Below are 24,927 nucleotides of genomic sequence, written 5' to 3'. Positions count from 1 at the left end.
ATGATGCCGGCCAGCGATTCCACGCCATTGTCGTCGGCGAGGACGCAGGCCTTGGCATCCAGCGTGTAGGTCTTGCCGTCGAGCGCCAGCAGCGTCTCGCCGTCGCGGGCGCGGCGCACGACGACGTCGCCCTTCACCTTCGACGCATCGAACACATGCAGCGGCCGGGCGCGGTCGAAGGTCAGGTAGTTGGTGATGTCGACCAGCGCATTGATCGGGCGCAGCCCGATCGAGGTCAGGCGCTTCTGCAGCCATTCCGGCGACGGGCCATTTTTCACGCCGCGCACCAGCCGCAAGGCGAAGCCCGGGCACAGCGTAGCGTCTTCGATCGTCACCTTCACCGGGCAGGGAAACTCGCCCTTGATCGGCTTGATCGAGGGGTCCCTGAGCTTGCCCATGTCGGCGGCGGCGAGATCGCGGGCGATGCCGTGCACGCCGGTGCAATCCTGGCGGTTCGGCGTCAGGTTGATTTCCAGCACGGGGTCGCCGAGCTTCGCCCATTCGGCATAGCTCGCGCCGACCGGCGCATCGGCCGGCAATTCGATGATGCCGTCGATCGTGTCGGGCAGCGCGAGTTCACCGGCGGAGCACAGCATGCCCTGGCTCTCGACGCCGCGGATATTGCCGACGCTGATCGTGAAATCCTTCGCCGGAATGTAGGTGCCCGGCCGGGCGAACACCGTCCTGAGGCCGGCGCGCGCATTCGGCGCGCCGCAGACGATCTGCAGCGGCGTGTCGGTGCCGACATTGACGGTGCAGACCCGCAGGCGGTCCGCATTGGGGTGCTGCACGGCCGCGACGATCTCGGCGATCGTGAACGGCTTCAGCAGTTTCGCCTTGTCCTCGATATGCTCGACCTCAAGCCCGATCATGGTGAGCTTTTCGGCAAGCTTCTCGAGCGGCTCGTCGGTGTCGAGATGATCCTTCAACCAGGAGAGGGAGAATTTCACGTGCTCAATCCTCCGGCCAGCGTCGGCACTTCCAGCGGCTTGAAGCCGTAATTGTTCAGCCAGCGCACATCGCCCTCGAACAGCTGGCGTAAATCAGCCATGCCGTATTTCAGCATCGCGATGCGGTCGATGCCCATGCCCCACGCAAACCCCTGATACACATCCGGATCGATGTCGCAGGCGCGCAGCACGTTGGGATGCACCATGCCGCAGCCGAGAATTTCGAGCCAGTCGTCGCCTTCGCCAAAGCGGATCTCGTTCTTGTCGCGGCGGCACTGGATATCGACCTCCAGCGACGGCTCAGTGAACGGGAAGAACGACGGCCGGAATCGCATATTGACGTTGTCGACCTCGAAGAAGGCCTTGCAGAATTCGTGCAGGATCCATTTCAGGTGACCGAGATGCGAGCCCTTGTCGATCACCAGGCCTTCGACCTGGTGGAACATCGGCGTGTGGGTCTGGTCGCTATCGCTGCGATAGGTGCGGCCCGGGCAGATGATGCGGATCGGCGGCTTCTGCGTCAGCATGGTGCGGACCTGCACCGGCGAGGTGTGCGTGCGCAGCAGTTTGCGCACGCCCTCGGCGTCCGGATTGAAATAGAACGTGTCGTGCATCTCGCGGGCCGGATGACCCTCGGGGAAATTCAGCCGCGTGAAATTGTAATCGTCGGTCTCGATGTCCGGACCCTCGGCGATCGCAAAGCCCATATCGGCGAAGATGGTGGTGAGTTCGTCCATCACCTGGCTGAGCGGATGAATCCGGCCCTGCTCGGCCGCGCTTTCGCGCAGCGGCAGCGTGACATCGATGGTCTCGGAGGCCAGTCGCGCATCGAGCGCGGCGTTCTTCAGGATGTCACGCCGCGCGGTCAATGCCTGCGTCACCACATCCTTGGCGAGATTGATCGCCGCGCCCTCGGTCTTGCGCTGCTCCGGTGTCATCTTGCCGAGCGTCGAGAGCAGGGCGGAGATCGAGCCCTTCTTGCCAAGCGCGCCGACGCGCACGGCCTCGATGGCGGCCTCGTCGGAAGCGCCGGCGATCGCCGCGAGGATTTCAATTTGGAGAGTCTGAAGATCGGACATGAGCAACCTCGCTAGGAGAGGTTTATCTGATGCCTCTCACCGCCGTCATGCCCGGCCTGTGCCGGGCATTCACGCCTTACCGCATTCGAGAGCCAGAGACGTGGATGGCCGGGACAAGCCCGGCCATGACGAATGTCTGAGGCCCGCAAAGCGGAACGGTAGAACCTTAAGCCGCGAGCGCGGCCTTGGCCTTCTCGGCAATCGCCGTGAACACCGCGGGTTCGCGGACGGCGAGATCGGCGAGCACCTTGCGGTCAACCAGCACGCCGGACTTGGCGAGGCCGTTGATGAACACGCTGTAGGTCATGCCGAGCGGACGGACGGCGGCGTTGATGCGCTGGATCCACAGCGCGCGGAACGTGCGCTTCTTGCGCTTGCGGTCCCGGAAGGCGTACTGGCCTGCCTTTTCGACGGCCTGCTTGGCGGTACGGATGGTGTTCTTGCGGCGGCCACGGAAACCCTTGGCGGCCTTGTAGACTTTCTTGTGCTTGGCGTGAGCCGTCACACCGCGTTTTACGCGAGCCATGACTGATCTCCTTCAGTTCAAAATGGGAAACAGGATGCCGCGCGAACGCAGCCGTGATGACGTGGAAACGTCAGGCGTTCGGCAAGAAATACTTCTTGATGTTGTCGCCGTCGGTCTTGAACAACACGCGGGTGCCGCGGAGCTGACGAATCTGCTTCTTCGTCCGCTTGATCATTCCGTGGCGTTTACCGGCGTGGGCGGCCATCACTTTGCCTGTTCCGGTCACTTTGAAGCGCTTTTTAGCGCCCGACTTGGTCTTCAGCTTGGGCATTTGGCTCTCCTATGGCCTGCACGCGTGGCGCGCCCCGAGAGGCGCTGCGCCGGCTAAAATGCTCGCTAGAGCGTTGAAAGTGCTCGACTTATTGCCTCACGGAAGAAGTCAGCACGGGCATCGACACGGCAGCCCTTGATCAGCCGGCCGATGAAGGTTGGGCTTATGGCAGAGGATGCGGGAATTGGCAACGATTAACGCCGTTTAAGACTTCTGCGACGTGCGACCACGCCACACTGGCCGGAACGCTTTGCCGTCCCTATCTGTTGCACGACATCAAGAAACGACACGGGACGATAAAAATGGCCAATAATTCCAGAAAGCAAGCCAAGGCGATCGCCATCAAGCAGGATGCCAAGCTGGCAACGACGCTGAAATGGCTGTTCGCCGCCGCGGGCGTCGCCGCCGCGATCGCGCTGGCCGGCGCGGCCCATGCCGCCCCGGACCATGACGGCAACTGGAAGGTCACGATCATCACCGAGGCTGGCAATTGCGATCCGGCCTACGTCTATCCGGTGAAGGTGTCCGGCGGCGTGGTCAGCTACAATGGCAATGGCAGCTTCGAGATTTCCGGCAAGGTCGCGGCGGCGGGCGCGGTCAGCGTGGCGATCGTCCGCGGTGAACAGCACGCCGATGCGCGCGGCAAACTCTCCGGTGACACCGGCGCCGGCCAGTGGAGCGGCACGTCCGCGTCCACAAACTGCAGCGGCCGCTGGGAGGCCTCGCGCGCGAGCTGATCTGTCATTCCGGGGCGAGAACAGCGTCAGCTGCGAGCGAACCCGGAATCTTGCCAAGGGACGATGAACATTTCGGGTTCGCTGGGACTTCGTCCGCGCGCCCCGGAATAATTCCCAAGAAAAAGGCCCGCCAGAAACCTGACGGGCCGAAATTCTGTCGGGGGCTGGAAATCGCGACTAACGCGGTGCCAGAACCATCACCACCTGGCGGCCTTCGAAGCGCGCATCCTGTTCGACCTTGGCGTATTCGGCGACGTCCGCCTTCACCTTGTCGAGCAGCTTGGTGCCGATTTCCTGATGCGCCATTTCGCGGCCACGGTAGCGCAAAGTGATCTTCACCTTGTCGCCTTCTTCGAAGAAGCGCTGCATCGCGCGCATTTTCACTTCGTAGTCGTGGTCGTCGATCATCGGACGGAGCTTGATCTCCTTGATCTCGACGATCTTCTGCTTCTTGCGGGCTTCCGCGGCCTTTTTCTGGGCCGAATATTTGAACTTCCCGTAGTCCATGATCTTGCAGACGGGAGGGCTGGTATTGGGCGAAATCTCGACCAGATCCATGCCGGCTTCCATCGCCATTTTGACAGCCGTAGAGGTCTCGACAGTGCCGTGATTGAGGCCTGTCTGATCAATTAGCTGAACCTGGGCGTTGCGGATTTCATCGTTGGTGCGCGGCCCGTCTTTGGTGGCGGCGGGCGGGGCTCTGTTGGGACGGCGAATGGGTAACTCTCCAATATTGTGAAAGACGCGCGCAGTGTGAAGGAATAGAGCGTTTTGAGCAAGCAAACTCACGCCGCGAGGCGTCGAATCACCCCAATTGGGGCGTCTGATCACGCTCAGAGCTCGAAAAGGCGTCGGACGCTCCTGGCAAGACTCAGATAAAGCGCCACCAGGGCTTCCGCAAGCGCGCGTGGCTTCAAACGCAGCGCAGCATCGACGTTGACGGCCGGCGACTGCTCAATCAGACAGCAAGCTCAAGAAAGGTACTTTTCATGAGCGCAACGGTATCGAACAACCCAACATTCATCGAGGTCGGCGGCGGAGACGATCTCCGTCGTATTGCTATGCGCGCCCGCGATGGGGCCGCGCCCGGGCTGTTCTGGATGAGCGGCTTCAAATCCGACATGCAGGGCGGCAAGGCTGTCGCGCTCGACGCCTGGGCGGCGGAGCATGGTCGCGCCTGCATCCGTTTCGATTATTCCGGCCATGGCGAATCCGGCGGCGCCTTTGTCGACGGCACCATCGGCCGCTGGCTGGAAGACAGTCTCGCGGTGTTCGACGCCGCCTGTCAGGGCCCGCAGATCGTGATCGGCTCGTCGATGGGCGGCTGGATGGCCCTGCTGCTGGCGCGCGCGCTGGCCCGCCGCGGCCGGGTCGGCCGCGCCACCCTGAAGGGTCTGGTGCTGATCGCGCCGGCGCCGGATTTTACCGAAGAACTGATGTGGAAGGGATTTTCACCCGAGATACGCGAGCAGATCGAGACCGCCGGCGTCTGGATGCGACCGTCCGACTATGGCGAGCCCTATCCAATCACCCGCGCGCTGATCGAGGAGGGCCGGCATCATTTGTTGCTCGGCGGCAGCATCGAGGTGGGATGCCCGGTGCGCATCCTGCAGGGCCGGCAGGATCCCGATGTGCCATGGCAGCACGCCTTTCGTCTGGCCGAGCGATTGCCGAGCGAAGACGTGGTGCTGACCATGATCCCGGACGGCGATCACCGCCTGTCGCGACCGCGGGATCTGGAGCGGATCATCGCGGCGGTGAGTGAGATTTCAAAGTAGTCTGAAGACTCTCGGCCGTCCTTGCGAGGAAGCAATCCAGTTCTTTCTTCGCTTGTGGCCTCTGGATTGCTTCGTCGCGGAGTTTATCATCGGGCCGGCGAAGCCGGACCCGGTGGCTCCTCGCAATGACGGCCGCGGCGCCCGTGCTTCAGGGCACCTATGCGATGGCATCGCTCCATTCTGCGCGAACGCTAGCGTCGGTCTCTGTGCTCACCGCGATAGTCATGCGCGCGTCAAATTCATCTCGCGCCATCAATTGCGACAGCGCCCAAACCGCCGAGCTACGCACCAGTGCGCTTTCATCAGTCAGCAAGCGCTCCGCTTCTTGTATCAAAGATATGTCGCGCGAGTTTCCGATCGCGATCAGCACATTGCGCAAGAACCTGTCGCGTCCGATCCGTTTCACCGGCGACTTGGTGAACAGCGCGCGAAACGCGGCGTCGTCGAGCTTCGACAAATCCGCCAGCGACGGCGCGCGCAGTTCATCGCGGGCGGCGAGTTTGATCTCGCGGCCCTGCTGGGCAAACTTGTTCCACGGGCAGGCCGCGAGGCAATCGTCGCAGCCATAGATCCGGTTGCCGATCGCCTTGCGAAACTCCTGCGGGATCGGGCCCCTGTTCTCGATGGTCAGATAGGAAATGCAGCGCCGCGCATCGAGCTGGTACGGCGCGGGAAAGGCCGCGGTCGGGCAGATGTCGAGACAGGCCTGACATGAGCCGCAATGATCGACGGTCGCCACATCGCGCGGCAAATCGAGTGTCGTGAAAATAGCGCCGAGAAACAGCCACGAACCGAATTCGCGCGATACCAGATTGGTATGCTTGCCCTGCCAGCCGAGTCCCGCCGCGCCCGCCAGCGGTTTTTCCATTACCGCCGCGGTATCGACGAATACTTTCACGTCGCCGCCGGCCTGCGCGATCAGCCAGCGCGCCAGCAGCTTCAGTCGTTTCTTGATCAAATCGTGATAGTCGTCGCCTTGCGCGTAGACCGAGATCGCCGCGTGCGAGCGCCGCGCCAGAATCGCCAGCGGGTTTTCGTCGGGGCCGTAATTGACGCCGAGCATGATCACCGAGCGCACGTCGGCCCACATCACCTTCGGGTCCGCACGGCGGCCAGGATTGTCGGCGAGCCAGTCCATCTGGCCATGGGCTCCGGAATCGAGAAACGCATCGAGCCGCGCGCGCACACCGGCGATCGCATCCGGATCGGTGATGCCGATGGCGTCGAAGCCGAGTGAGCGGGCTTCCTTTGTGAGGGCGTCTCTAAGCGATAAATTCTCGAAGTCCATCACGAACCCATACTCGTGTCCCGGGCGCGCCGCAGCGTGAGCGACGATGCGCAGCATCGTCCGAAACGGTGCCGCGCGGAACCGGGATCCCGGTTGCTGACTTTATCGGGACCCCGGATCCGCCGCGCACCACGTCTCGAGCGCGACGCGCTGCGCAGCGTCCGGGGAACAGCAGGACGTCTCAGAAATCCAGGTCCACATAGGTCCGCGATGCCGGCACGCCGGCCAGCCATTCGCTCAGCAGCGGACGGAACGACGGGCGGGATTTCACCCGCGCGTACCACGCCTTCGCCGCGTCGTCCTCGCTCCATGGCACGTCGCCCAGATAATCGATCGTCGACAGATGCGCCGCCGCGACCAGGTCCGCATAGCTCAGCCGGTCGCCGGCGAGAAAGTTCCGCGTCCGCGCCAGCCAACCAATATAGGCCAGATGATAGCGCACATTGGCGGTGGCGGCGCGAATCACGTCCATCGCCGGCGCGCCGCCGCCGGCGTCCTCGCTGATGAAGCGCTTGTAGATTCGCTCGTTGACCAGCGGACCCGAGGCCTCCTCGAAGAACTTTTCGTTGAACCAGGCCATCAGCCGGCGCACCTCGATGCGCTCCGCCATCGCCACCGGCAGCAGCCGGCGGTCGCGCATCTGCTGGCCATGCGCTTCGTCGAGATATTCCGCGATGATCGCCGCGTTCGGAATCGGCGGAAAGCCCTCGGTGAGCAATACCGGCGTGGTTCCCGCCGGATTCAGCGCCAGAAAACCCTCGCGCCGGTCCCAGCTGCGTTCCTCGATCAGCTTGAGGTCGAGCCCGTATTCGCCGAGCACGAGCCGGACGAATCGTGAATGCGGGCAGAACGCATGATGGTAGAGCGTGTACATGAGGGCCTTGATAGTTATGCGGTCGTTAACAAAACGTCTCGTTTTGACCATCGGTAGGCGGGGCCACCGGAGCGCGCCAAACTAGCGAAGCGAGCGCGCGAGGCAACCGGCGATTTGCCGGTTTTTGCGATTGCAGCCATGCGGGGAATAGGCGAGAAGAACCCGGCTTTTTCAGGCCGGACGATATTTGGGAACGGACCAACAGCATGATGTCTGATGCGATCAGGGCGGTGATTCTCGGTATCGTCGAGGGCGTCACCGAGTTCCTTCCGGTTTCTTCCACCGGCCATCTGCTGCTCGCCGGGCGGTTCTTCGGTCTCGGCGAGGACAGTTTCTGGAAAAGTTTTGCGGTGCTGATCCAGCTTGGCGCCATTCTCGCCATTCTCGCGATCTACTTCGGCAAATTGTTGCACATCGCGCAAGGCCTGTTCAGCGGCGACGTCGCGGCGCGGCGCTTCGTGATCGGGGTGCTGGTCGCCTTCCTGCCGGCCGCGGTGATTGGCGCTGCCTTCGGCGGTTACGTCAAAAGCTATCTGTTCAATCCGTGGGTGGTGTGTTTCTCGCTGATTGTTGGCGGCGCGATCCTGCTGTGGGTCGATCAGCTCGATCTCGATCCGGTCCACGATGACGCCACCACGTTCCCGCTGCCGATGTATCTGAAGATCGGCTTCGCACAGTGCCTGGCCATGGTCCCGGGCGTATCGCGCTCCGGCGCCACCATCGTCGGCGCGATGCTGCTCGGCGCGGACAAGCGCGCGGCGGCGGAGTTTTCGTTCTTTCTGGCGATTCCGACCATGGTCGGCGCCTTTGTCTACGATCTCTACAAGAGCCGTGCCGAGCTATCGATCGATCACGGTTTCATCATCGCGATCGGCTTCGTGGTCTCGTTCATCACCGCGATCATCGTGGTGAAGAGCTTCCTCGGCTACGTCACCCGGCACGGCTTCACGCTGTTCGCATGGTGGCGCGTCATCGTCGGCACCCTCGGCCTGATCGCGCTGGCGCTGGGCTATTGAGGCGGCAACAAACTCCGAGAGCCGTAGCGTGGGCAAAGCGAGGCGTGCCCACGTCTTTCACCACGCGCTGACATGCGTGGGCACGGCGCAAGCGCGCCTTTGCCCACCTTACGGTTTCAATGCGAGCCGTTATGCGCGAACTGGCCGGTGGAGCGAAAGCGCCACAGATATTGCGGGGCGATCGCTTCCAGCGAATCCGGGGCGATGCCGAGGCCTTCCAGCGTCAGTCCGGCGGCCTTGGCCGCTTCCGACACGACATTGTCGACCTGCAGCATCACCACCTGGTCCGGCGTCAGCTTCAGCGCGCCGGGCGCGAATTGCAGCAGATAGGATTGCAGCTTGGCGATCCCGAACGGCACCGGCAGCAGCACGCGCTTGCGCTCGATGGTCGCCAGGATGATCTGGAGGATCTGGCGCATGGTCAGCACTTCCGGGCCGCCGAGCTCGTAGGTGGCGCCGGCCTTGGTCTTGCCATCGACTGCGTCGGCCACCGCGGTGGCGACGTCGCCGACATAGACCGGCTGCAGCCGGGTCTCGGCGCCGAACAGCGGCATCACCGGCGCGATCCGGGCGAGGCCGGCGAATCGGTTGGTGAACAGATCCTCGGGGCCGAACACCACCGACGGTCGCAGCACGGTCGCCGACGGCACCGCTTCCAGCACCGCCTGCTCGCCGGCGGCCTTGGCGCGGGCGTAGCCTGATTCGGAGTTGGCGTCGGCGCCGATCGCCGACACATGCACCATCCGCGCGGCGATGGCGCTGGCGGCCTGCGCGATGGCGCTGGCGCCCCGCGCCTGCACGGCATCGAAGCTCTGCTTGCCGCTTTCGGTCAGGATTCCGACCAGATTGACCACCACGCTGGCGTCGCGCATCGCCGCCGTGATCGAGGCCGGATAGCGCAGATTGGCCTGCACCGCGTGGATTTGCCCGACCTTGCCGAGCGGCTGCAGGTGGCCGGCGAGCTCCGGCCGGCGCACTGCGACCCGGACCCGGTAATCGCGTTTCACCAGCGCGCGGACGACGTGCCGACCGAGGAAACCGGATCCGCCGAAGACCGTGACGAGGGTGTCGATGGGCGCTGCCATGGAGCGGTTCCTTGAAGTCGGTCCCGAGGGACAAAAGCGGGTATCTGGGCCATTTCGCGATACGCCAACGGCGCCGAGCTGTACAGCGGATTTGGTTCGCACCGAACAATTTGACAATCGCGTAACCGATCCCTACTAACCGCGTCCATGCCCCTAGCGGCATGCCCAGGTGGCGGAATTGGTAGACGCGCTGGCTTCAGGTGCCAGTAGCTTAACGGCTGTGAAGGTTCGAGTCCTTTCCTGGGCACCACCACCCCTTTCAACTCTCGGGTTTGAAAGGAACGAGCGAGAAAATTTGGTCGAGGCCCACCGCAAGGCATCGACCGGTTCATGGCTCGAAATCCACTCGCGGATCAAACTCATCGGCCGCGGCGTCGGAATCATGGCCGAAGTCCCAAGCTGCATCCCACGCTCCGACTGAGCTTCGTCGCTCTCGGACCGATTGAAAACGTCGCGGCGCGGCTACGAGGCGCAGATCAGGACCACCCAGACGCGAAACTCGGGTTCTGCCGCCAAGCCGTGCTGTCGGTGAGTGTCGCCACATTTCACGGCGCCGCTCGCGCGCCAAAACCGACAACAATACGATCAATGCGGGGCGTATAATTTTTCCAGACGCTCGAAATCCCGCGGTGGAAATTCCGTTCCGTGGCCGTCCGTGATCAATACATCCCAGCCTTCGCTGTTCCAGACCCGGGCCTTTGCCAGCGCGATCAAGACGCTGCTTCGCTCGCTCTTCATCGTCGCGTTGTCGCGCTTCGCCGTGATCAGATACGCCAAGCCGCTGTCCCCATCGTCATTCATCCGCCTTGGTTAACGCGCGAGACGGGTGAAAGTGTGGCCCCAACAAGATTTGTCGTACGACGTTTGCGATCAACGCCGATGCGTGCCGTGGCACGAAAGCCGCACCCTGAGTCCGATAAAAGATGCGCCGTTCGCTTGTCGTTGACTGTGCGCGGCGCCATGCTGTTTACGTCGACGCGGGGCGTAAGGATGCGTGCGATGGTACAAGTGTTGACGATCGGTTTTGGTGTATTGAGCTCATGTGTTTTCCTGGCGCATGCCTACGACCTGCTGCAGGATGTCGCCGCGCGACCACGCGGTTGATAGCACCATCAGCGACGGTCTGATCGCACCGGCGCTCTCACCATGCGAGCCGCGCCCACAACGCTTCCGCCTGGTGGCCCTGATTCGAATCCGGGCGAAACAGCCTAATCTCCATCGCGATCTGCCACCGCTTGCCGCCGCATGGCACCAGCCGGCCGCTGCCGAGGTCATCCAGCACCAGGCTTTTTGGCAACCAGGCAATCCCGCGCCCGGCCAGCACGAGCGAATGCAGCGTGGCCGCGAGTTGCGAGGTGAACACCGCGTCGAGCCGGGCGCGCCTTGTCGCCCGGTGCGATGCCACGATCCGGCCCAGCCCGGAATCCGCGCTGTAAGCGAGATAGGGAATCGGTGTCTTCGTGGCCGCATCGAGCGACCATTGTGGCGCGCCGCTCGCATCCGGCGAGCTCACCGGCATCAGTACGTCCTCGCCAATCGCCGTGCTGCTGAACCCGGAATTTTCCAGACGATTGGGGCTGTCGCGATGGGTGTGACAGAGCAGGAACTGGGCGCGGCCGCGCAGCATGATCTGCTCGCAGGCCGCCATGCTGTCGGAAATCAGGTTGATCGTTCCCAGCGGAGAGGCGGGCTCCTGGTCGCGGATCCACCTCGGAAAAAACGTGAAGGACAGCGCGTGCGTCGCCGTGAAGGAGAGCGAGGCGGTCTCGCGGCCGGCGACTTCCAGCGCTTCCGATCGCAACTGCCGCACGTCCCGCGACAGCGCGTCGGCGCGCGACCGCAAATGCGCGCCGGCGGCCGTCAAGGTCACGCCGTGGGTGGAGCGCAGGAACAGCGGCGTGCCGATCCAGGCCTCGAGCGCCTGGATGCGACGGCTGAACGCCGGCTGCGTGATGTGCCGCGCCTCGGCGGCGCGGGAAAAGCTCAGCCGCTCCGCCAGTTCGATGAAGTCGTCCAGCCAGGCCAGTTCCATCGTCTATGCCGATCGTGCATTACCAGCCCCGATCATGGCATTGGCGTCGCGGCCGGTCCAGACGTAGGACTGCGCCAACGACTTTTGAGGAAACCGCCATGCGCATCGTCGACGTCAAGGAAATCACCCAGCCGATCGCCTCGCCGATCCGCAACGCCTATATCGATTTCTCGAAGATGACGACCAGCCTGGTGGCCGTCGTCACCGACGTGGTCCGGGACGGCCGCCGCGTCGTTGGCTACGGGTTCAATTCAAATGGCCGCTATGGCCAGGGCGGGCTGATCCGCGAGCGTTTTGCCAATCGCATTCTCGAGGCCGAGCCGAGCGCCCTTCTCAACGACCATGGCGACAATCTCGATCCCCATAAAATCTGGGCGGCGATGATGTCGAATGAAAAGCCCGGCGGTCATGGCGAGCGCTCGGTCGCCGTCGGCACGCTGGACATGGCGATCTGGGATGCGACCGCGAAGATTGCGGGAAAGCCGCTGTTCCGCATGCTGGCCGAGAGCAAGGGCCGCGACGCCGATCCGCGCGTGTTCGTCTATGCCGCCGGCGGTTACTACTATCCGGGCAAGGACGACAACGCTTTGCGCGCCGAGATGCGCAGCTATCTCAGCCGCGGCTACAACGTCGTGAAGATGAAAATCGGTGGCGCCTCGATCGACGAGGATCGTCGCCGCATCGAGGCGGTGCTGGCGGAAATCGGCGCGGAGGCCCGCCTCGCGGTGGACGCCAATGGCCGACTCGATCTCGAGACCGCGATCGCCTATGCCAAGATGCTGCGCGACTATCCGCTGTTCTGGTACGAGGAAGTCGGCGATCCGCTCGATTATGCGCTGCAGGCATCGCTGAGCGAATTCTATCCCGGGCCGATGGCGACTGGCGAGAACCTGTTCTCGCACCAGGATGCGCGCAACCTGTTGCGCTATGGCGGCATGCGGCCGGACCGCGACTGGCTGCAATTCGACTGCGCGCTATCCTATGGTCTGGTGGAATATCTGCGCACGCTCGACGTGCTCGAGCAATTCGGCTGGTCACCGACGCGCTGCATCCCGCATGGCGGCCACCAGATGTCGCTCAACATCGCGGCTGGTCTCGGTCTCGGCGGCAATGAAAGCTACCCCGACCTGTTTCAGCCCTATGGCGGTTTCCCGGACAGTGTGAAGGTGATCGACGGCCATATTACCATGCCGGAGCTGCCGGGCATCGGTTTTGAGGGCAAATCCGACCTGATCAAGGTGATGCGCGAACTGGCGGAGTAAGCTTTCATACCCACTCGTCACCTCTCGAAATGGGCGCTAAACCCTGTTTCAAGCCCGAATCGTGGCCGTGAAGAGGTTGCCGACATCATGACCATCCGCCTGCACCGGGGCGATTTGCCCGATCTGAGCCGCTATACCGATTCGGTGGCGATCGACACCGAAACCATGGGCCTCAATCCGCATCGCGACCGGCTCTGCGTCGTCCAGCTCTCGCCCGGCGATGGCAGCGCCGACGTGGTGCAGATTCCCGTCGGCCATACCGATGCGCCGAACCTGAAGAAGCTGCTCGGCGACCCCAAGGTCACGAAAATCTTCCATTTCGCCCGTTTTGACCTGGCTGCGCTGTACAATGCGCTCGGGGTGATGCCGTCGCCGGTCTATTGCACCAAGATCGCGTCTCGGCTGTGCCGGACCTATACGGACCGCCACGGCCTCAAGGACCTGGTCCGCGAAGTGCTCAACGTCGATTTGTCGAAGCAGCAGCAATCCAGCGACTGGGGCTCGGGCAAGCTCAGCGACGCGCAGCTGTCTTATGCGGCGTCCGATGTGCTGCACCTGCACGCGCTGCGCGATCGCCTGAATGTGATGCTGGCCCGGGAAAGCCGAGCCGAGCTGGCGCAGTCCTGTTTCGGCTTCCTGCCGACCCGGGCCAGGCTGGATCTGTCCGGCTGGGCCGAGGAAGACATTTTCGCGCATTCCTAGGTCATTTCCGCGCGATTGGCATTCCGAAGCGGCCGCGAGCGGGCCGGCCGCCGCGATTCGGTCACACTGATCGTTCTGGTGGGGAGGCTGCAAAGGCTGCGTATTTGGCGTAGGATGCGCAGATGCAGCCTCGGCGCGTTGGAGCGACGGTGAATTCAGCTCAGATCCCGACCTATCAAGCCGGAATGGACGTGCGGTTCGCAGCCGCGGCGCGCCATTCGCGGCTCGTCCGGTTGCTGCGGATCGCGGTGCCGGCGATCGTGTTGCTGTCGATGGGCGTGATCGTCGGGATTTCGGTGTTCAATCCGTTCCGGATGATCCTGGCCCGGCTGCCCATCGACATGAGCAATCTGGTGGTGTCGGGCACCAAAATCACGATGGAGACACCGCATCTGGCTGGCTTCTCGCCGGATGGGCGGCCCTATGAATTATGGGCCAAGACGGCGACCCAGGATCTCACCGACCCCGACAATGTAGAATTGGCGACATTGCGGGCCAAGGTGATGATGGAAGACAAATCGACCATGACGATGGACGCCCGCACCGGGACCTTTAATTCCAAGGCCCAGCTGCTCAATCTGTACAAGGATGTGTTCCTGCAGACGACCGCTGGATATGAAGCGCGGCTGACCCAGGCCGCGATCGACATCGGCAAGGGCACCGTCACCTCGGAAGAACAGGTTGATGTCAAGCTGCTCAACGGCACCCTGGTCGGGCAGCGGCTGCGCATCACCGAACGCGGCGAGCTGGTGCGCTTCGAGGGCGGCGTGGTGATGAATGTGAAGATGGATCCGCCGTCGCCGGACGCGCAGGCTGCGACGCCCGCGCCGGAGCCGGAAACGCCGCCGGTCGAGCCGGTCAGGGCAAAGGCTGCCAACGGCAAGCGCGCCAACGCAAAATGAATGTGATGATGATTCGTAAAACCCCGCATCCGCGCGCCCGCCAGATCGCAGGCGCCGCTTTCATGGCTGTTCTCCTCGCTGGCGTCGGTGACGCAGCCGCGCAGACCCCTGACAAGGGGGTGCCCAATGCCATGCAGGGATTTTCGCAAAATAGGGACCAGCCGATCCAGATCGAGGCGGCCTCGCTGGAAATGCGCGACAAGAAAAAGGAAGCGACGTTTTCCGGCGATGTGAAGGTGATTCAGGGCGATACCACGATGAAGTCGAAGAGCCTCGTGGTGTTTTACGACGGCGGCGGCGCGGCGACGTCCGCGGCGGGCGCGCCCAAGGCCGCCCCCAAGGCGCCGATCAAGGCGGCCCAGCCGGGTCCCGGCGGCAGTTCCTCGATCCGGCGGCTCGAAGCCCGCGGCAATGTCGTGGTGACGCAGAAGGACCAGGTGGTCACCGGCGAGACGGCGGTGTTCGATACCCGTACCAACCTCGTGACCATGTTGGGGGGCGTGGTGCTGACCCAGGGCAAGAATGTATTGCGTGGCGACCGACTGGTGGTGGACATGACGACCGGTACGTCCCGGGTCGAATCCGACAGCGGGCGCGTTCAGGGCCTGTTTCAGTCCTCCGGCCCGGGCGGTCCCGGCATCGGCGCCGCCCCCGCAACCGGAAAACCCAAATAATTCAACCAACTGATTTTTTGTGCGGCGCGGCGGTCGAGCGCGCCATGCAACTCGCTATCGCCATGGTTATATCGAATAAATGACAGTCTGGCACTTGGCCGGGCAGGGAACGTTGACACCTCCATGGTAATCCAGCGAATCGAGCAGGCCGCGGCAATCGTGCGGGTGGCGTCCAGGGCTGAGCGTAGCGCGCATGGTTGATCTCTTCGGCATGTTCCGGCGCCGTGCCCCGAAACGCGGCCAGCAGGGCTTTGCCCGCGCCCCGGTCGATATCACCTCGCTGGGCGACAGCATGGGCGACATGCTGGGCAGCCCGCTGCGGGATGCCCCGCCCTTGGCGCGCGACGAAGGCCGCGCACTTCTTGATCCGGGAGCGCCGCAGCCGCGTCAGGCGCAACCGCAACCGCAGGGCCGGCCGCGCGGCAAGAGCAATGGCGCCGCGGCGCCCCGCGCCGGCTATCTGGCCGTCCATGCCATCAAGAAGAGCTTCGGTTCCCGCCAGGTGGTGCGCGGTGTCAGCATCTATGTGCGACGCGGCGAGGCGGTCGGTCTGCTCGGTCCGAACGGCGCCGGCAAGACCACGGTCTTCTACATGATCACCGGCCTGATCAAGCCCGAGAGCGGCGCCATCGAACTTGATGGCCACGACGTGACGAAACTGCCGATGTACCAGCGCGCCCGGCTCGGTATCGGCTATCTGCCCCAGGAAGCCTCGATTTTCCGCGGTCTCACCGTCGAGCAGAATATTCGCGCGGTGCTCGAAGTGGTCGAGCCGAACCGCAAGAAGCGCGAGGCCGAGCTGAATTCGCTGCTGGACGAGTTCAACATCCAGAAGCTGCGTAAATCGCCTTCCATCGCGCTGTCCGGCGGCGAGCGCCGCCGCGTCGAGATCGCGCGCGCGCTGGCCACGCGGCCGAATTACATGCTGCTCGACGAGCCCTTCGCGGGCATCGATCCGATCGCTGTCGGCGACATTCAGGACCTCGTCCGCCATCTCACCAACCGTGGCATCGGCGTGCTGATTACCGACCACAACGTCCGCGAAACACTGGGGCTGACAGACCGCGCCTACATCGTCTACGCTGGCGAAATCCTGACCGAGGGATCTCCCGAAGAGATCGTGGCCAACCCGGATGTTCGCCGTCTTTACCTTGGCGAGGAATTCCGCCTCTAGCCCAAATTTACAATGCGTCAAGCCGTGTACATCCGGTCGGGAACGATATAGGCAAGAAACGGACCAACTTTTGGATCGGTTTTTGCCGCCATGGCGCTGACGCAGAGACTAGAGTTTCGTCAATCCCAGTCGCTGGTGATGACGCCGCAGCTGATGCAGGCCATCAAGCTGCTGCAGCTTTCCAATCTCGATCTCTCGACCTTTGTCGAGGATGAACTGGAGCGCAATCCGCTATTGGAACGTGCCAGTGACGGAACCGAGCCAGCCGTCGCAGGCGAAGCCGGGCCTGAGCGGGCCGAATATACCGATCATGCCCATGACGACAGTTTCACGGCCGGCCAGGACGGCGCTGGCGATTTTTCCGAACGCTCCGGTGGCGACCAGTTCGACGCGCCCGCTCCCGATGAGTGGATGAACCGCGAACTGGGCAGCCGCGCCGAGATCGAGCAGACTCTCGACACCGGACTTGAGAACGTGTTCTCCGAGGAGCCGTCCGAAGCCGCCGCGCGCAATGCGCAGGATTCGGCGCCGACCGCCTACACGGAATGGGGCGGCGGCGCCTCCAGCGACGACAGCTATAATCTCGAAGCCTTTGTCGCGGCCGAGATCACGCTGGGCAGCCACCTCGCCGAACAGCTCTCGGTGGCCTTTACCTCACCGGCGTTGCGGATGATCGGGCAGTATCTGATCGATCTGGTCGACGAGGCCGGCTATCTGCCCCCCGACCTTGGCGGCGTCGGTGAGCGGCTTGGCGCTTCCGTGCAGGACGTCGAGACCGTGATCGCGGTACTGCAGAAATTCGACCCCCCAGGCGTCTGCGCGCGCGGCCTCAGCGAGTGTCTGGCGATCCAGTTGCGCGAACAGAATCGCTACGACCCCGCGATGCAGGCGCTGGTCGAGCACCTCGATCTGCTGGCCAAGCGCGACATTGGAAATCTACGGAAAATCTGCGGCGTCGATGACGAGGACCTGGCCGACATGATCGGCGAGATCCGGCGGCTCGATCCGAAGCCCGGCCTGAAATTCGGTTCGGCGCGCACGCAGACCGTGGTGCCCGATGTCTATGTCCGGCCTGGTCCGGATGGCGGATGGCATGTCGAACTCAACAGCGACACGCTGCCGCGAGTTCTCGTCAATCAGGTGTATTATTCGGAACTGTCGAAATCGATCCGCAAGGATGGCGACAAATCCTACTTCACCGATTGCCTGCAGAATGCCACGTGGCTGGTGCGTGCGCTCGACCAGCGCGCCCGCACCATTCTGAAAGTGGCGACGGAAATCGTGCGGCAACAGGACGGCTTCTTCACGCAGGGCGTGGCGTATCTGCGTCCCCTGAATCTGAAGGCCGTCGCTGATGCCATCCAGATGCACGAGTCGACCGTGTCGCGCGTTACCGCTAACAAATACATGGCGACCAATCGCGGCAGTTTTGAATTAAAGTATTTTTTCACGGCCTCGATCGCGTCGGCCGATGGTGGCGAGGCGCATTCCGCGGAAGCGGTGCGGCATCATATCAAGCAGTTGATCGATGCCGAAAATCCCGCGGTCATCCTCTCCGATGATACCATCGTGGAACGGTTGCGCGAGGCGGGCATTGATATCGCTCGTCGTACCGTTGCAAAATACCGCGAAGCCATGCGGATACCGTCGTCGGTGCAGCGCCGCCGTGACAAGCAAAGCATGCTCGGTAACGCACTTAACGCGCGCGCGGCCTCGCCTGAAAGGACTGCCGACAGATCCCGCGACATCACACCAGCTTGATTGCGCTCTCGTCAAATCAGCATAGTGTCGGGTCAACTCAAGACGAATCGAGGCATCAAAATGACCCTTCGTATCTCGGGAAAAAGCATCAGTGTCGGCGACGCCCTGCGCGGACGAGTCACTGAACGGACCGACGAAGTCTTGCGAAAATATTTCGACGGTAACTATTCCGGGCACATCACACTGAGCAAGGACGGCTTCGGCTTTCGTACCGACTGTGCGCTGCACCTCGACTCCGGAATTACCCTCGAAGCCGATTCAAATGCTCCCGATGCCTATGCCAGCGCCGATCAGGCGTTGATCCAGATCGAGAAGCGGCTGCGCCGCTATAAGAGCCGCCTGAAGGATCGCTCGGCGCGCAAGGCGCATGCCGAAGCCGTCGCGATCGCCGAACTCACGGCACCGACGATCAGCGCCCCGAGCTATGTCATCGAGGCGCCGGCTGGCGATGACGAGCACGAGACTGGATACGATCCGGTCATCATCGCCGAGGCCACAACCTCGCTGAAGCACTTTTCGGTCAGTGAAGCGGTCATGGAGCTCGACTTCACCGGCGCCGCCGTCGTGGTGTTCCAGCATGGCAGTAGCGGCCGGGTGAACATCGTTTATCGCCGCGCCGACGGCAACGTAGGGTGGGTCGATCCGCCGGTGATTAAACCGTCCTGACGCATTGACGCCCCGTTAGGCCCTCCCTATGGTCCGCCGCCTTTGACAGGTTTTACCTGTCAAACGGATTTCGCACGGGCCGGTTCCGGTGCTAGAATATGTCCGGGCGTTCGCGCCCGGTGCGTGTTCTGACAGCGTAGACCACGTCCATACCCGCTACTACGCTGTCAGCCTTGCTAGTTTTCACCCGCTGACGGTCAACATCCTCGGAACGGTCCATGACGATTACCGATCTGGTCGCGCCCGAGGCGATACTCCCGGCGTTGAGGGTCAACAGCAAGAAGCAGGCGCTGCAGGAACTCGCCGCGCGGGCGGCTGTGCTGACGGGGCAGGCTGAACGCTCGATCTTCGAAGTGTTGCTGCAGCGCGAAAAGCTGGGCACCACCGCGGTTGGCTACGGCGTCGCCATTCCGCACGGCAAGCTGCCGAAGCTGGATCGGTTGTTCGGCATGTTCGCGCGCCTGGAACGGCCGATCGATTTCGAGGCCATGGATGGCCAGCCGGTCGATCTCGTCTTCCTGCTGCTGGCTCCGGAAGGCGCCGGCGCGGACCATCTCAAGGCACTGGCGCGCATTGCCCGGCTGCTGCGCGATCAGGACGTCGCCAAGAAGCTGCGCGCCTCGCGCGACGCACAGGCGATCTACTCGGTGCTGGCGTTGCCTCCCGTCACCGCTGCCTGACCAACGCGCAACGGGCAAGACGGCTATCTCGCCTGCCCGCCTGTCCAGGGATGCGGTTCAGGCTGCGTATTCCTTGGCGTTCAGCACCGGGCTTGGTGCGAGCTGCTCGTTACGCACGACCTGGCGCGCGGTCACCGAAGCGGTGTCGGCGCCGCTTGTCGCAGCCGATTCCGCCAATGTTTCGACGCGATAGGCCTCGGCCTGCTCTTCGGCCATCGCCGCACGGGAAGCGGCTGCCATGCGCAGCGCAGTCTGGATCTCGTTCGCGTCGGCGCCGTTCTTCAACAGCAACAACGTCAGCAACGCCTTGATATCCGAATTCATCGCTTCACTATTCTGTTTCATCTTGCGCGCGGATGCCGCGGCGGCATCGGACATGCCGGCCGTTGGGCGGAGCTTGGCCACATTGTGCGGCGTGGTATCCGCCACCGCCGATCGCGACGGACCGGCGTATTCTTCAGCCATCATGACGCGTGAGGCCGCGGCCAGCTGCAGCGCGTTATGAATCTCCGGCGAGTTGGTACCGGTCTTCAGCAGAGGCAGAGTCAGCAGGGCTTTGACATCGGAGTTCATCGCGGCTGAATTTTGCATGGTGTGCTCACTGGTTGGACGATGGGAATAACTACAGAAAACGGGTGGCAAATAGTTTTTCGAGAAAGCCGGGTTGCGCGAGATCTGCCGCCACTTGCTCGATGACGAGGGCGGCTGGCGAACCGGCATGGTCGACCTTGCGTGTCGATCCCGATGCCGGCGACGAGCCGGTGCCTGCCGAGCCGGTGCCGACATCCGACGCCGCCATCACGCGAATGTCGCGCGGGCTGTCACGGATCAAGGAGAGGGCGAGAAAAGCGGGATCGTAGAGCGCCTTGCGCGTGGCTTCTTTCGCGACAATGCTATTGGCGGCCTCCTGCGACCATTCGCCGAGCGGCAAACGGTCGGATTTCATCACGAACGAGCTGCTGCCCGGCGGCATTTGCAGCAAGGTAATGTCGGCGTCGGCCTTCATCAGGAAAACAGTCGCGGCCGAGCAACCCGGCGCACAGATCAGAAAGGTCAGCAGCGCCGCCACGACGGGACGGTCGAAACGCGACGAATAAGGTTCAAAAGATTCCGGGCGGGCCGCGGTCGCGAGATGCTCACCGAAACCTTTGAGGAAATCTTCAACCTGCGGAATGTGAACTTCCGGCGATCTGTTCATGGCCAACTCCAACCTCAAGAGGTTAGAGTTTCGCCTACCATGGTGAATGCCTTGTAAACGTTCACCGCTATTGAGCGGTGGCGTCGATCATGAAAAATGCGGAAAGTAATATTGATGTAGTAATCAGTTTTTTAAATGTCCCAATCGACTAACGGTATTTAAAAACCAAATGCACGCCAGTCGCGTAGATGGATGAACCGCTCGAATATACAGATACCCACTCCATACGAAAACCGGTTGAACCGCGCCAGTTCTCCATTACCGTCGGAATGATAAGCGGGTTGGTCCGCATATCATTCCGGATGACCGTTCTGCTAATCGTTAGTGAACGCTGACGGCCTGCAATTCCTGGCTCCAGGCGTTTGCAATGGCTGCTTCGCGGCTATCGGTCAGCATGATCGGCGTGCCGTCGGCGGCGTGCAGCGCGAACAGCTTCAGTCCCGGCGCGATGTGCGGCGCTTGCGGAAACAATCCGGGCACGTCTTCCGAACGGACCTGCTTGACGTAGGCAATCAGACCTTCGCCCAGATGGGCCAATGCTTCGGTGGTAACGCTTGCAGTGTCAAAGGTGGTACCAACTTCACTCATGGTCTCGACTCCTTCTGGTAGACCAAGCGGTCGAGTCCGCTACTCGTTCCATTCAAGATGCATGACCTGGACGAAAAACCGGATTCCACTTTTTCGGGTCACGCATTATTCGTGCTCATTGATAGCAATTGTCTTAACGACCCTTTCAGGCTCGGGCCTGGCGAGGTCGACGGACAACAGCCCGTTTTTCAGATCCGCCCCCAGCACCAGCATCCCCTCCGCCAGCACGAAGGTGCGCTGGAAGTGGCGCGCGGCGATGCCGCGATGGATGTACTGCCGGGACTTGTCGTCCTGCTGGCGGCCGCGGATGACGAGCTGGTTCTCCTCGGTGGTGACGTCGAGCTGATCCCGGGTGAACCCGGCGACCGCCAGCGTGATGCGCAGGCGTTCCGGCTGACCGCTGTTACGGTCGCACCGCTCGATGTTGTAGGGAGGATAGCCGTCGGCGCCCTTGACCACGCGATCGAGCGCACGCTCGATCTCGTCGAATCCCAAAAGGAACGGACTGGATAACGAAGGAACACGAGACATAAAGACAAAGCCCTCTCGAAGCGACTTTGGGTATCAGGGCCCTTACGGCACCCTATCTTCGACCGTCCGGCGGATTGCCGTCCGGTCACCCAACAATATGGGCATGGACTTGCCGGGTTCAAGCACCCGGAAATTGCGGTGCCGAACCTCTAACACGCTGATTTCGGTCAGATATCGATCCGCTGCCGGCCGTCGGCGCTGAACAGGTGCAATTTGTCGCGCGGTGCGATGGCCCGGATCCGCTCGCCGATCGAAGGCGCCATCTGGCCGGGTATCCGCACGATCACCTCGCCTGGCGGCAATTCTCCGGGATGCAGGCTGACGCCTTGTTCGCCCTGCCGGGAGCCATAGACGAAGGTCTCCGCCCCGACCCGTTCAATCGCTTCGACAGTCAATTCCAGTGTGATGCCGCCCGCCGGTGTAAGGTCGGTGGAGATTAGCAGATCCTCGGGCCGGACGCCAAGAATGCCGCCCTGCGAGGCGGCGCGGCTGTCGCCCGCGAATTGCAGCGCAATCTCGCGACCGTCGAGCGGGATCAGATTCATCGGCGGCGCGCCGATGAAGGAGGCGACGAAGGTCGTCGCCGGCTTGCGGTAGATATCCAGCGGATTGCCGATCTGCTCGACCTCGCCGCCATTCATCACCACCAGGATATCGGCCAGGGTCATGGCTTCCAGCTGGTCGTGGGTCACGTAGATCGAGGTGGTCTGGAGCCGGCGCTGCAGTTTCCGGATCTCGACCCGCATGGCGACGCGCAGCTTGGCGTCGAGATTGGACAGCGGCTCGTCGAACAGAAACACTTTTGGCTGGCGCACGATGGCGCGGCCCATGGCGACGCGCTGGCGCTGACCGCCGGACAGCTGCCGCGGCTTGCGGTCGAGCATGGTGCCGATTTCGAGAACCTTTGCGGCCTCGCGGACGCGGGCGTCAATCTCGGGCTCTTTCATGCCACGGTTGCGCAGGCCGTAAGCCATGTTGTTGTAGACGCTCATATGCGGGTACAGCGCATAGTTCTGGAACACCATGGCGATGTCGCGGTCGGCCGGCTCCACCTGATTGACGACCCGGCCGCCGATGTCGATCTCGCCCGATGTGATCGTCTCCAGTCCCGCGACCATGCGCAGCAACGTCGACTTGCCGCAGCCGGAGGGGCCGACCAGCACGCAGAACTGGCCGTCGGCAATCGCGAAATCGATGCCCTTGATGGCCTCGAAGCCGCCGGGATAGGTCTTGCGGACGTTGCGCAGCGAGACGTTCGACATGTTCTTCCTATTTTTCCGTCTCGACCAGTCCACGCACGAACAGTTGCTGCATGAACACCACCACGGCGACCGGCGGCACCATCGCAAGAATGGCGGTAGCCATGGCCAGTTGCCACTCGGCGAGTTCATCGGTGGTCGTCAGCATCTTCTTGATGCCGGTGACGATGGTCTGCATCGAATCTTGGGTGGTCACCAGCAGCGGCCACAGATACTGGTTCCAGCCGTAGATGAACTGGATCACGAACAGCGCCGCGATGGTCGTGACCGACAGCGGCAGCAGGGTGTCCTTGAAAAAGCGGAACGGGCCGGCGCCGTCGATGCGCGAGGCCTCCAGCAATTCGTCGGGGATGGTCATGAAAAACTGCCGGAACAACAGCGTGCCGGTGGCCGATGCGATCAGCGGCAGGATCAGCCCGGCATAGGTGTCGAGCAGGCGCAGATCGGCGACCACCTTGTAGGTAGGATAGATGCGCACCTCGACCGGAAGCATCAGGGTCACGAAGATGATCCAGAACGCGGTCTTGCGGAACGGAAAGCGGAAATACACCACGGCATAGGCTGACAGGATCGAAATGAAGATCTTGCCGATCGCGATGCCGGCGGCCGTGATGAAGGAATTCAGCAGCATCTGGCCGACCGGCTCGCGGCTGTAGCGCGACGCACCGACAAAGACGGCCCGGTAATAGTTCTCCATGCCGTGGCCGCCCGGCGACAGCGGCATGTTGCCGTTGACCACGGTGGCAGCGTCGTGCGTCGAGGCGATGAAGGCGATGTAGACCGGAAAGGCGACGATGAAGACGCCGAAGGTCAGGATGGCGTAGGCGACGATATCGCTCCAGCGGCGGTGCTCGACCATCAGTACTGCACCTTGCGCTCGACGTAGCGGAACTGGATGGCGGTGAGGGCGATCACAATGACCATCAGCACGACGGATTGCGCAGCCGAGCTGCCGAGATCGCCGCCAAGCCGGCCGTCGGCATAGACCTTGTAGACCATCGTCGTGGTCATGCCGGCCGGGCCACCGCCGGTAACGGCGTCGATGATGCCGAACGTGTCGAAGAACACGTAGACGACATTGACGACCAGCAGGAAGAACGTCGTCGGCGACAGCAGCGGAAAGGTGATGGTCCAGAACCGGCGTAGCGGCCCGGCGCCGTCGATGGCGCCGGCCTCCAGCACGCTGCGGGGGATCGACTGCAGGCCGGCGAGGAAGAACAGGAAGTTGTAGGAGATCTGCTTCCAGACCGCGGCCATGACGACCAGCGTCATGGCATGGTTGCCGTTGAGCAGTGGATTCCAGTCGAAGCCGAGCAGGCGCAGCGGCCGCGCCAGCGTGCCCAGCGTGGGATGGAACATGAAGAGCCACAGCACGCCGGCGACGGCAGGCGCGACGGCGTAGGGCCAGATCATCAGCATCTTGAAGACGGGCGCTGCCTTCAGATTCTTGTCGGCCTGGGTCGCGAACAGCAGCGCGATGGTCAGCGACAGCGCCGCCACCAGCGACGAAAATACCACCGTCACGCCCATCGCCTTGTAGTATTCCGGCTGCGCGAACAGCGCCTGGTAGTTCTCAAACCCGATGAAATCCGAACTCAGGCCGAAGGCGTCCTCGCGCAGGAACGACTGCCAGACCGCCTGGAACGCGGGCCAATAGAAAAATACAAACGTGATCACCAGCTGCGGCACCAGCAGCAGATAGGGCAGCAGCTTGTTCTTGAAAACGGCTGTCTTTTCCATGCTGGTCGACGGATCCCGGAGAACGATCAAAACTCGTGATGTCATCACCTGCGACAGCGGGTGATGCAGTAAACGCAATCGCCTGTCGGATAAACGAACGCCTGAGTCGACCGGGTCGCCCGGTCCATGCCCGCGATTGCGGGCCTGGCCGGGC

Annotated in this window: 28 protein-coding genes and 1 tRNA gene; 12 read left to right on the top strand and 17 right to left on the bottom strand. The window is 62.7% G+C overall.

What is annotated here, in order from left to right:
- The 4 genes from ytpR to rpmI form a co-directional block, all read right to left on the bottom strand.
- The coding region (gene ytpR, locus Q0S16_RS09730; RefSeq protein ID WP_295847571.1) for a YtpR family tRNA-binding protein at positions 1-950 on the bottom strand (950 nt) is incomplete at its 3' end.
- Positions 947-2,029, bottom strand: a complete 1,083-nt coding sequence (gene pheS, locus Q0S16_RS09725) for a phenylalanine--tRNA ligase subunit alpha (protein ID WP_295847570.1) — start codon at positions 2,027-2,029, stop codon at positions 947-949. The genes pheS and ytpR, both read right to left, overlap by 4 nt.
- A gap of 166 nt (positions 2,030-2,195) precedes the next feature.
- Positions 2,196-2,555, bottom strand: coding sequence for a 50S ribosomal protein L20 (rplT, locus tag Q0S16_RS09720; protein ID WP_295847569.1), 360 nt, complete (start codon positions 2,553-2,555; stop codon positions 2,196-2,198).
- Positions 2,556-2,625: 70 nt separating this feature from the next.
- Complete coding sequence (gene rpmI, locus Q0S16_RS09715) at positions 2,626-2,826, bottom strand: 50S ribosomal protein L35 (RefSeq protein ID WP_295847568.1); 201 nt, start codon at positions 2,824-2,826, stop codon at positions 2,626-2,628.
- A 302-nt stretch (positions 2,827-3,128) separates the two neighbouring features.
- On the opposite strand from rpmI, the gene Q0S16_RS09710 reads away from it, so the two are divergent.
- Positions 3,129-3,563 carry a hypothetical protein gene (locus Q0S16_RS09710; protein ID WP_295847567.1) on the top strand — a complete coding sequence of 145 codons (435 nt, stop codon included), beginning with the start codon at positions 3,129-3,131 and terminating at the stop codon, positions 3,561-3,563.
- A gap of 177 nt (positions 3,564-3,740) precedes the next feature.
- Here Q0S16_RS09710 and infC read toward each other — a convergent pair whose 3' ends face one another.
- On the bottom strand, positions 3,741-4,280 hold the full coding sequence (infC, locus tag Q0S16_RS09705) for a translation initiation factor IF-3 (RefSeq protein WP_295847580.1): 540 nt from the start codon (positions 4,278-4,280) through the stop codon (positions 3,741-3,743).
- Between the two features lie 272 nt (positions 4,281-4,552).
- Between infC and Q0S16_RS09700 the strand changes: the two genes are divergently transcribed.
- Positions 4,553-5,341, top strand: a complete 789-nt coding sequence (locus Q0S16_RS09700) for an alpha/beta hydrolase (protein ID WP_295847566.1) — start codon at positions 4,553-4,555, stop codon at positions 5,339-5,341.
- Positions 5,342-5,498: 157 nt separating this feature from the next.
- Here the strand turns inward: Q0S16_RS09700 and queG are convergent, their stop codons facing one another.
- Positions 5,499-6,629, bottom strand: coding sequence for a tRNA epoxyqueuosine(34) reductase QueG (gene queG, locus Q0S16_RS09695; RefSeq protein ID WP_295847578.1), 1,131 nt, complete (start codon positions 6,627-6,629; stop codon positions 5,499-5,501).
- Positions 6,630-6,810: 181 nt separating this feature from the next.
- Positions 6,811-7,503: a glutathione S-transferase family protein gene (locus Q0S16_RS09690; RefSeq protein ID WP_295847565.1), complete on the bottom strand. Its 693-nt coding sequence runs from the start codon at positions 7,501-7,503 to the stop codon at positions 6,811-6,813.
- A 206-nt stretch (positions 7,504-7,709) separates the two neighbouring features.
- Here Q0S16_RS09690 and Q0S16_RS09685 point away from each other — a divergent pair, with 206 nt between their 5' ends.
- The gene (locus tag Q0S16_RS09685; protein WP_295847563.1) at positions 7,710-8,519 is read left to right on the top strand and encodes an undecaprenyl-diphosphate phosphatase; all 810 of its coding nucleotides are present in this window, start codon (positions 7,710-7,712) and stop codon (positions 8,517-8,519) included.
- Between the two features lie 116 nt (positions 8,520-8,635).
- Here Q0S16_RS09685 and Q0S16_RS09680 read toward each other — a convergent pair whose 3' ends face one another.
- Entirely contained in the window at positions 8,636-9,604 is a 969-nt protein-coding gene (locus Q0S16_RS09680; protein ID WP_295847562.1) for a complex I NDUFA9 subunit family protein, read from the bottom strand.
- A gap of 163 nt (positions 9,605-9,767) precedes the next feature.
- Here Q0S16_RS09680 and Q0S16_RS09675 point away from each other — a divergent pair.
- Positions 9,768-9,854 (top strand) — tRNA-Leu (locus Q0S16_RS09675).
- Between the two features lie 335 nt (positions 9,855-10,189).
- Here Q0S16_RS09675 and Q0S16_RS09670 read toward each other — a convergent pair.
- Together Q0S16_RS09670 and Q0S16_RS09665 are read right to left on the bottom strand one after the other, a co-directional pair.
- Positions 10,190-10,381 carry a hypothetical protein gene (locus Q0S16_RS09670; RefSeq protein WP_295847561.1) on the bottom strand — a complete coding sequence of 64 codons (192 nt, stop codon included), beginning with the start codon at positions 10,379-10,381 and terminating at the stop codon, positions 10,190-10,192.
- Between the two features lie 364 nt (positions 10,382-10,745).
- Positions 10,746-11,636 carry a LysR family transcriptional regulator gene (locus Q0S16_RS09665; protein ID WP_295847560.1) on the bottom strand — a complete coding sequence of 297 codons (891 nt, stop codon included), beginning with the start codon at positions 11,634-11,636 and terminating at the stop codon, positions 10,746-10,748.
- A gap of 98 nt (positions 11,637-11,734) precedes the next feature.
- Between Q0S16_RS09665 and Q0S16_RS09660 the strand changes: the two genes are divergently transcribed.
- The 8 genes from Q0S16_RS09660 to ptsN all read left to right on the top strand — a co-directional run bounded on the left by Q0S16_RS09660 (position 11,735) and on the right by ptsN (position 19,457).
- Positions 11,735-12,898 (top strand): mandelate racemase/muconate lactonizing enzyme family protein, encoded by a 1,164-nt coding sequence (locus tag Q0S16_RS09660; protein ID WP_295847559.1) that lies wholly within the window; start codon positions 11,735-11,737, stop codon positions 12,896-12,898.
- An 87-nt stretch (positions 12,899-12,985) separates the two neighbouring features.
- Positions 12,986-13,600, top strand: coding sequence for a ribonuclease D (locus Q0S16_RS09655; RefSeq protein WP_295847557.1), 615 nt, complete (start codon positions 12,986-12,988; stop codon positions 13,598-13,600).
- 149 nt (positions 13,601-13,749) lie between these two features.
- Complete coding sequence (lptC, locus tag Q0S16_RS09650; protein ID WP_295847555.1) at positions 13,750-14,502, top strand: LPS export ABC transporter periplasmic protein LptC; 753 nt, start codon at positions 13,750-13,752, stop codon at positions 14,500-14,502.
- Positions 14,503-14,564: 62 nt separating this feature from the next.
- Entirely contained in the window at positions 14,565-15,176 is a 612-nt protein-coding gene (locus tag Q0S16_RS09645; protein WP_295847553.1) for an LptA/OstA family protein, read from the top strand.
- A 193-nt stretch (positions 15,177-15,369) separates the two neighbouring features.
- Complete coding sequence (lptB, locus tag Q0S16_RS09640; protein ID WP_295847551.1) at positions 15,370-16,350, top strand: LPS export ABC transporter ATP-binding protein; 981 nt, start codon at positions 15,370-15,372, stop codon at positions 16,348-16,350.
- 90 nt (positions 16,351-16,440) lie between these two features.
- A complete protein-coding gene (gene rpoN, locus Q0S16_RS09635; RefSeq protein ID WP_295847549.1) occupies positions 16,441-18,111 on the top strand; it encodes an RNA polymerase factor sigma-54 in 1,671 nt (556 codons plus the stop codon).
- 60 nt (positions 18,112-18,171) lie between these two features.
- Entirely contained in the window at positions 18,172-18,777 is a 606-nt protein-coding gene (raiA, locus tag Q0S16_RS09630; protein ID WP_295847575.1) for a ribosome-associated translation inhibitor RaiA, read from the top strand.
- A 218-nt stretch (positions 18,778-18,995) separates the two neighbouring features.
- Positions 18,996-19,457, top strand: coding sequence for a PTS IIA-like nitrogen regulatory protein PtsN (ptsN, locus tag Q0S16_RS09625; RefSeq protein WP_295847547.1), 462 nt, complete (start codon positions 18,996-18,998; stop codon positions 19,455-19,457).
- 57 nt (positions 19,458-19,514) lie between these two features.
- On the opposite strand, the gene Q0S16_RS09620 is transcribed toward ptsN, so the two are convergent.
- From Q0S16_RS09620 to ugpA, 7 genes are all read right to left on the bottom strand, one after another.
- Complete coding sequence (locus Q0S16_RS09620; protein WP_295847545.1) at positions 19,515-20,177, bottom strand: hypothetical protein; 663 nt, start codon at positions 20,175-20,177, stop codon at positions 19,515-19,517.
- The gene (locus Q0S16_RS09615; RefSeq protein ID WP_295847542.1) at positions 20,080-20,655 is read right to left on the bottom strand and encodes a hypothetical protein; all 576 of its coding nucleotides are present in this window, start codon (positions 20,653-20,655) and stop codon (positions 20,080-20,082) included. The genes Q0S16_RS09620 and Q0S16_RS09615 overlap by 98 nt, the downstream gene beginning before the upstream one ends.
- Positions 20,656-20,976: 321 nt before the next feature.
- Positions 20,977-21,243 (bottom strand): DUF1150 domain-containing protein, encoded by a 267-nt coding sequence (locus Q0S16_RS09610; protein WP_295847540.1) that lies wholly within the window; start codon positions 21,241-21,243, stop codon positions 20,977-20,979.
- Between the two features lie 105 nt (positions 21,244-21,348).
- Positions 21,349-21,774: an Hsp20 family protein gene (locus Q0S16_RS09605; protein ID WP_295847537.1), complete on the bottom strand. Its 426-nt coding sequence runs from the start codon at positions 21,772-21,774 to the stop codon at positions 21,349-21,351.
- A 167-nt stretch (positions 21,775-21,941) separates the two neighbouring features.
- Positions 21,942-23,036: a sn-glycerol-3-phosphate import ATP-binding protein UgpC gene (locus Q0S16_RS09600; protein WP_295847535.1), complete on the bottom strand. Its 1,095-nt coding sequence runs from the start codon at positions 23,034-23,036 to the stop codon at positions 21,942-21,944.
- Positions 23,037-23,043: 7 nt separating this feature from the next.
- Positions 23,044-23,892, bottom strand: a complete 849-nt coding sequence (ugpE, locus tag Q0S16_RS09595; protein ID WP_295847529.1) for a sn-glycerol-3-phosphate ABC transporter permease UgpE — start codon at positions 23,890-23,892, stop codon at positions 23,044-23,046.
- Entirely contained in the window at positions 23,892-24,773 is an 882-nt protein-coding gene (ugpA, locus tag Q0S16_RS09590) for a sn-glycerol-3-phosphate ABC transporter permease UgpA (RefSeq protein WP_295847527.1), read from the bottom strand. Before ugpA ends, ugpE begins: the two co-directional genes overlap by 1 nt.
- Positions 24,774-24,927 lie beyond the last annotated feature (154 nt).

Origin of the sequence: Tardiphaga sp. (assembly GCF_025356345.1) — a bacterium.
Taxonomy (GTDB): Bacteria; Pseudomonadota; Alphaproteobacteria; order Rhizobiales; family Xanthobacteraceae; genus Tardiphaga.
The sequence above is the reverse complement of the archived record's forward strand: the minus strand, read 5'-3'. Positions and strand labels throughout refer to the sequence as shown.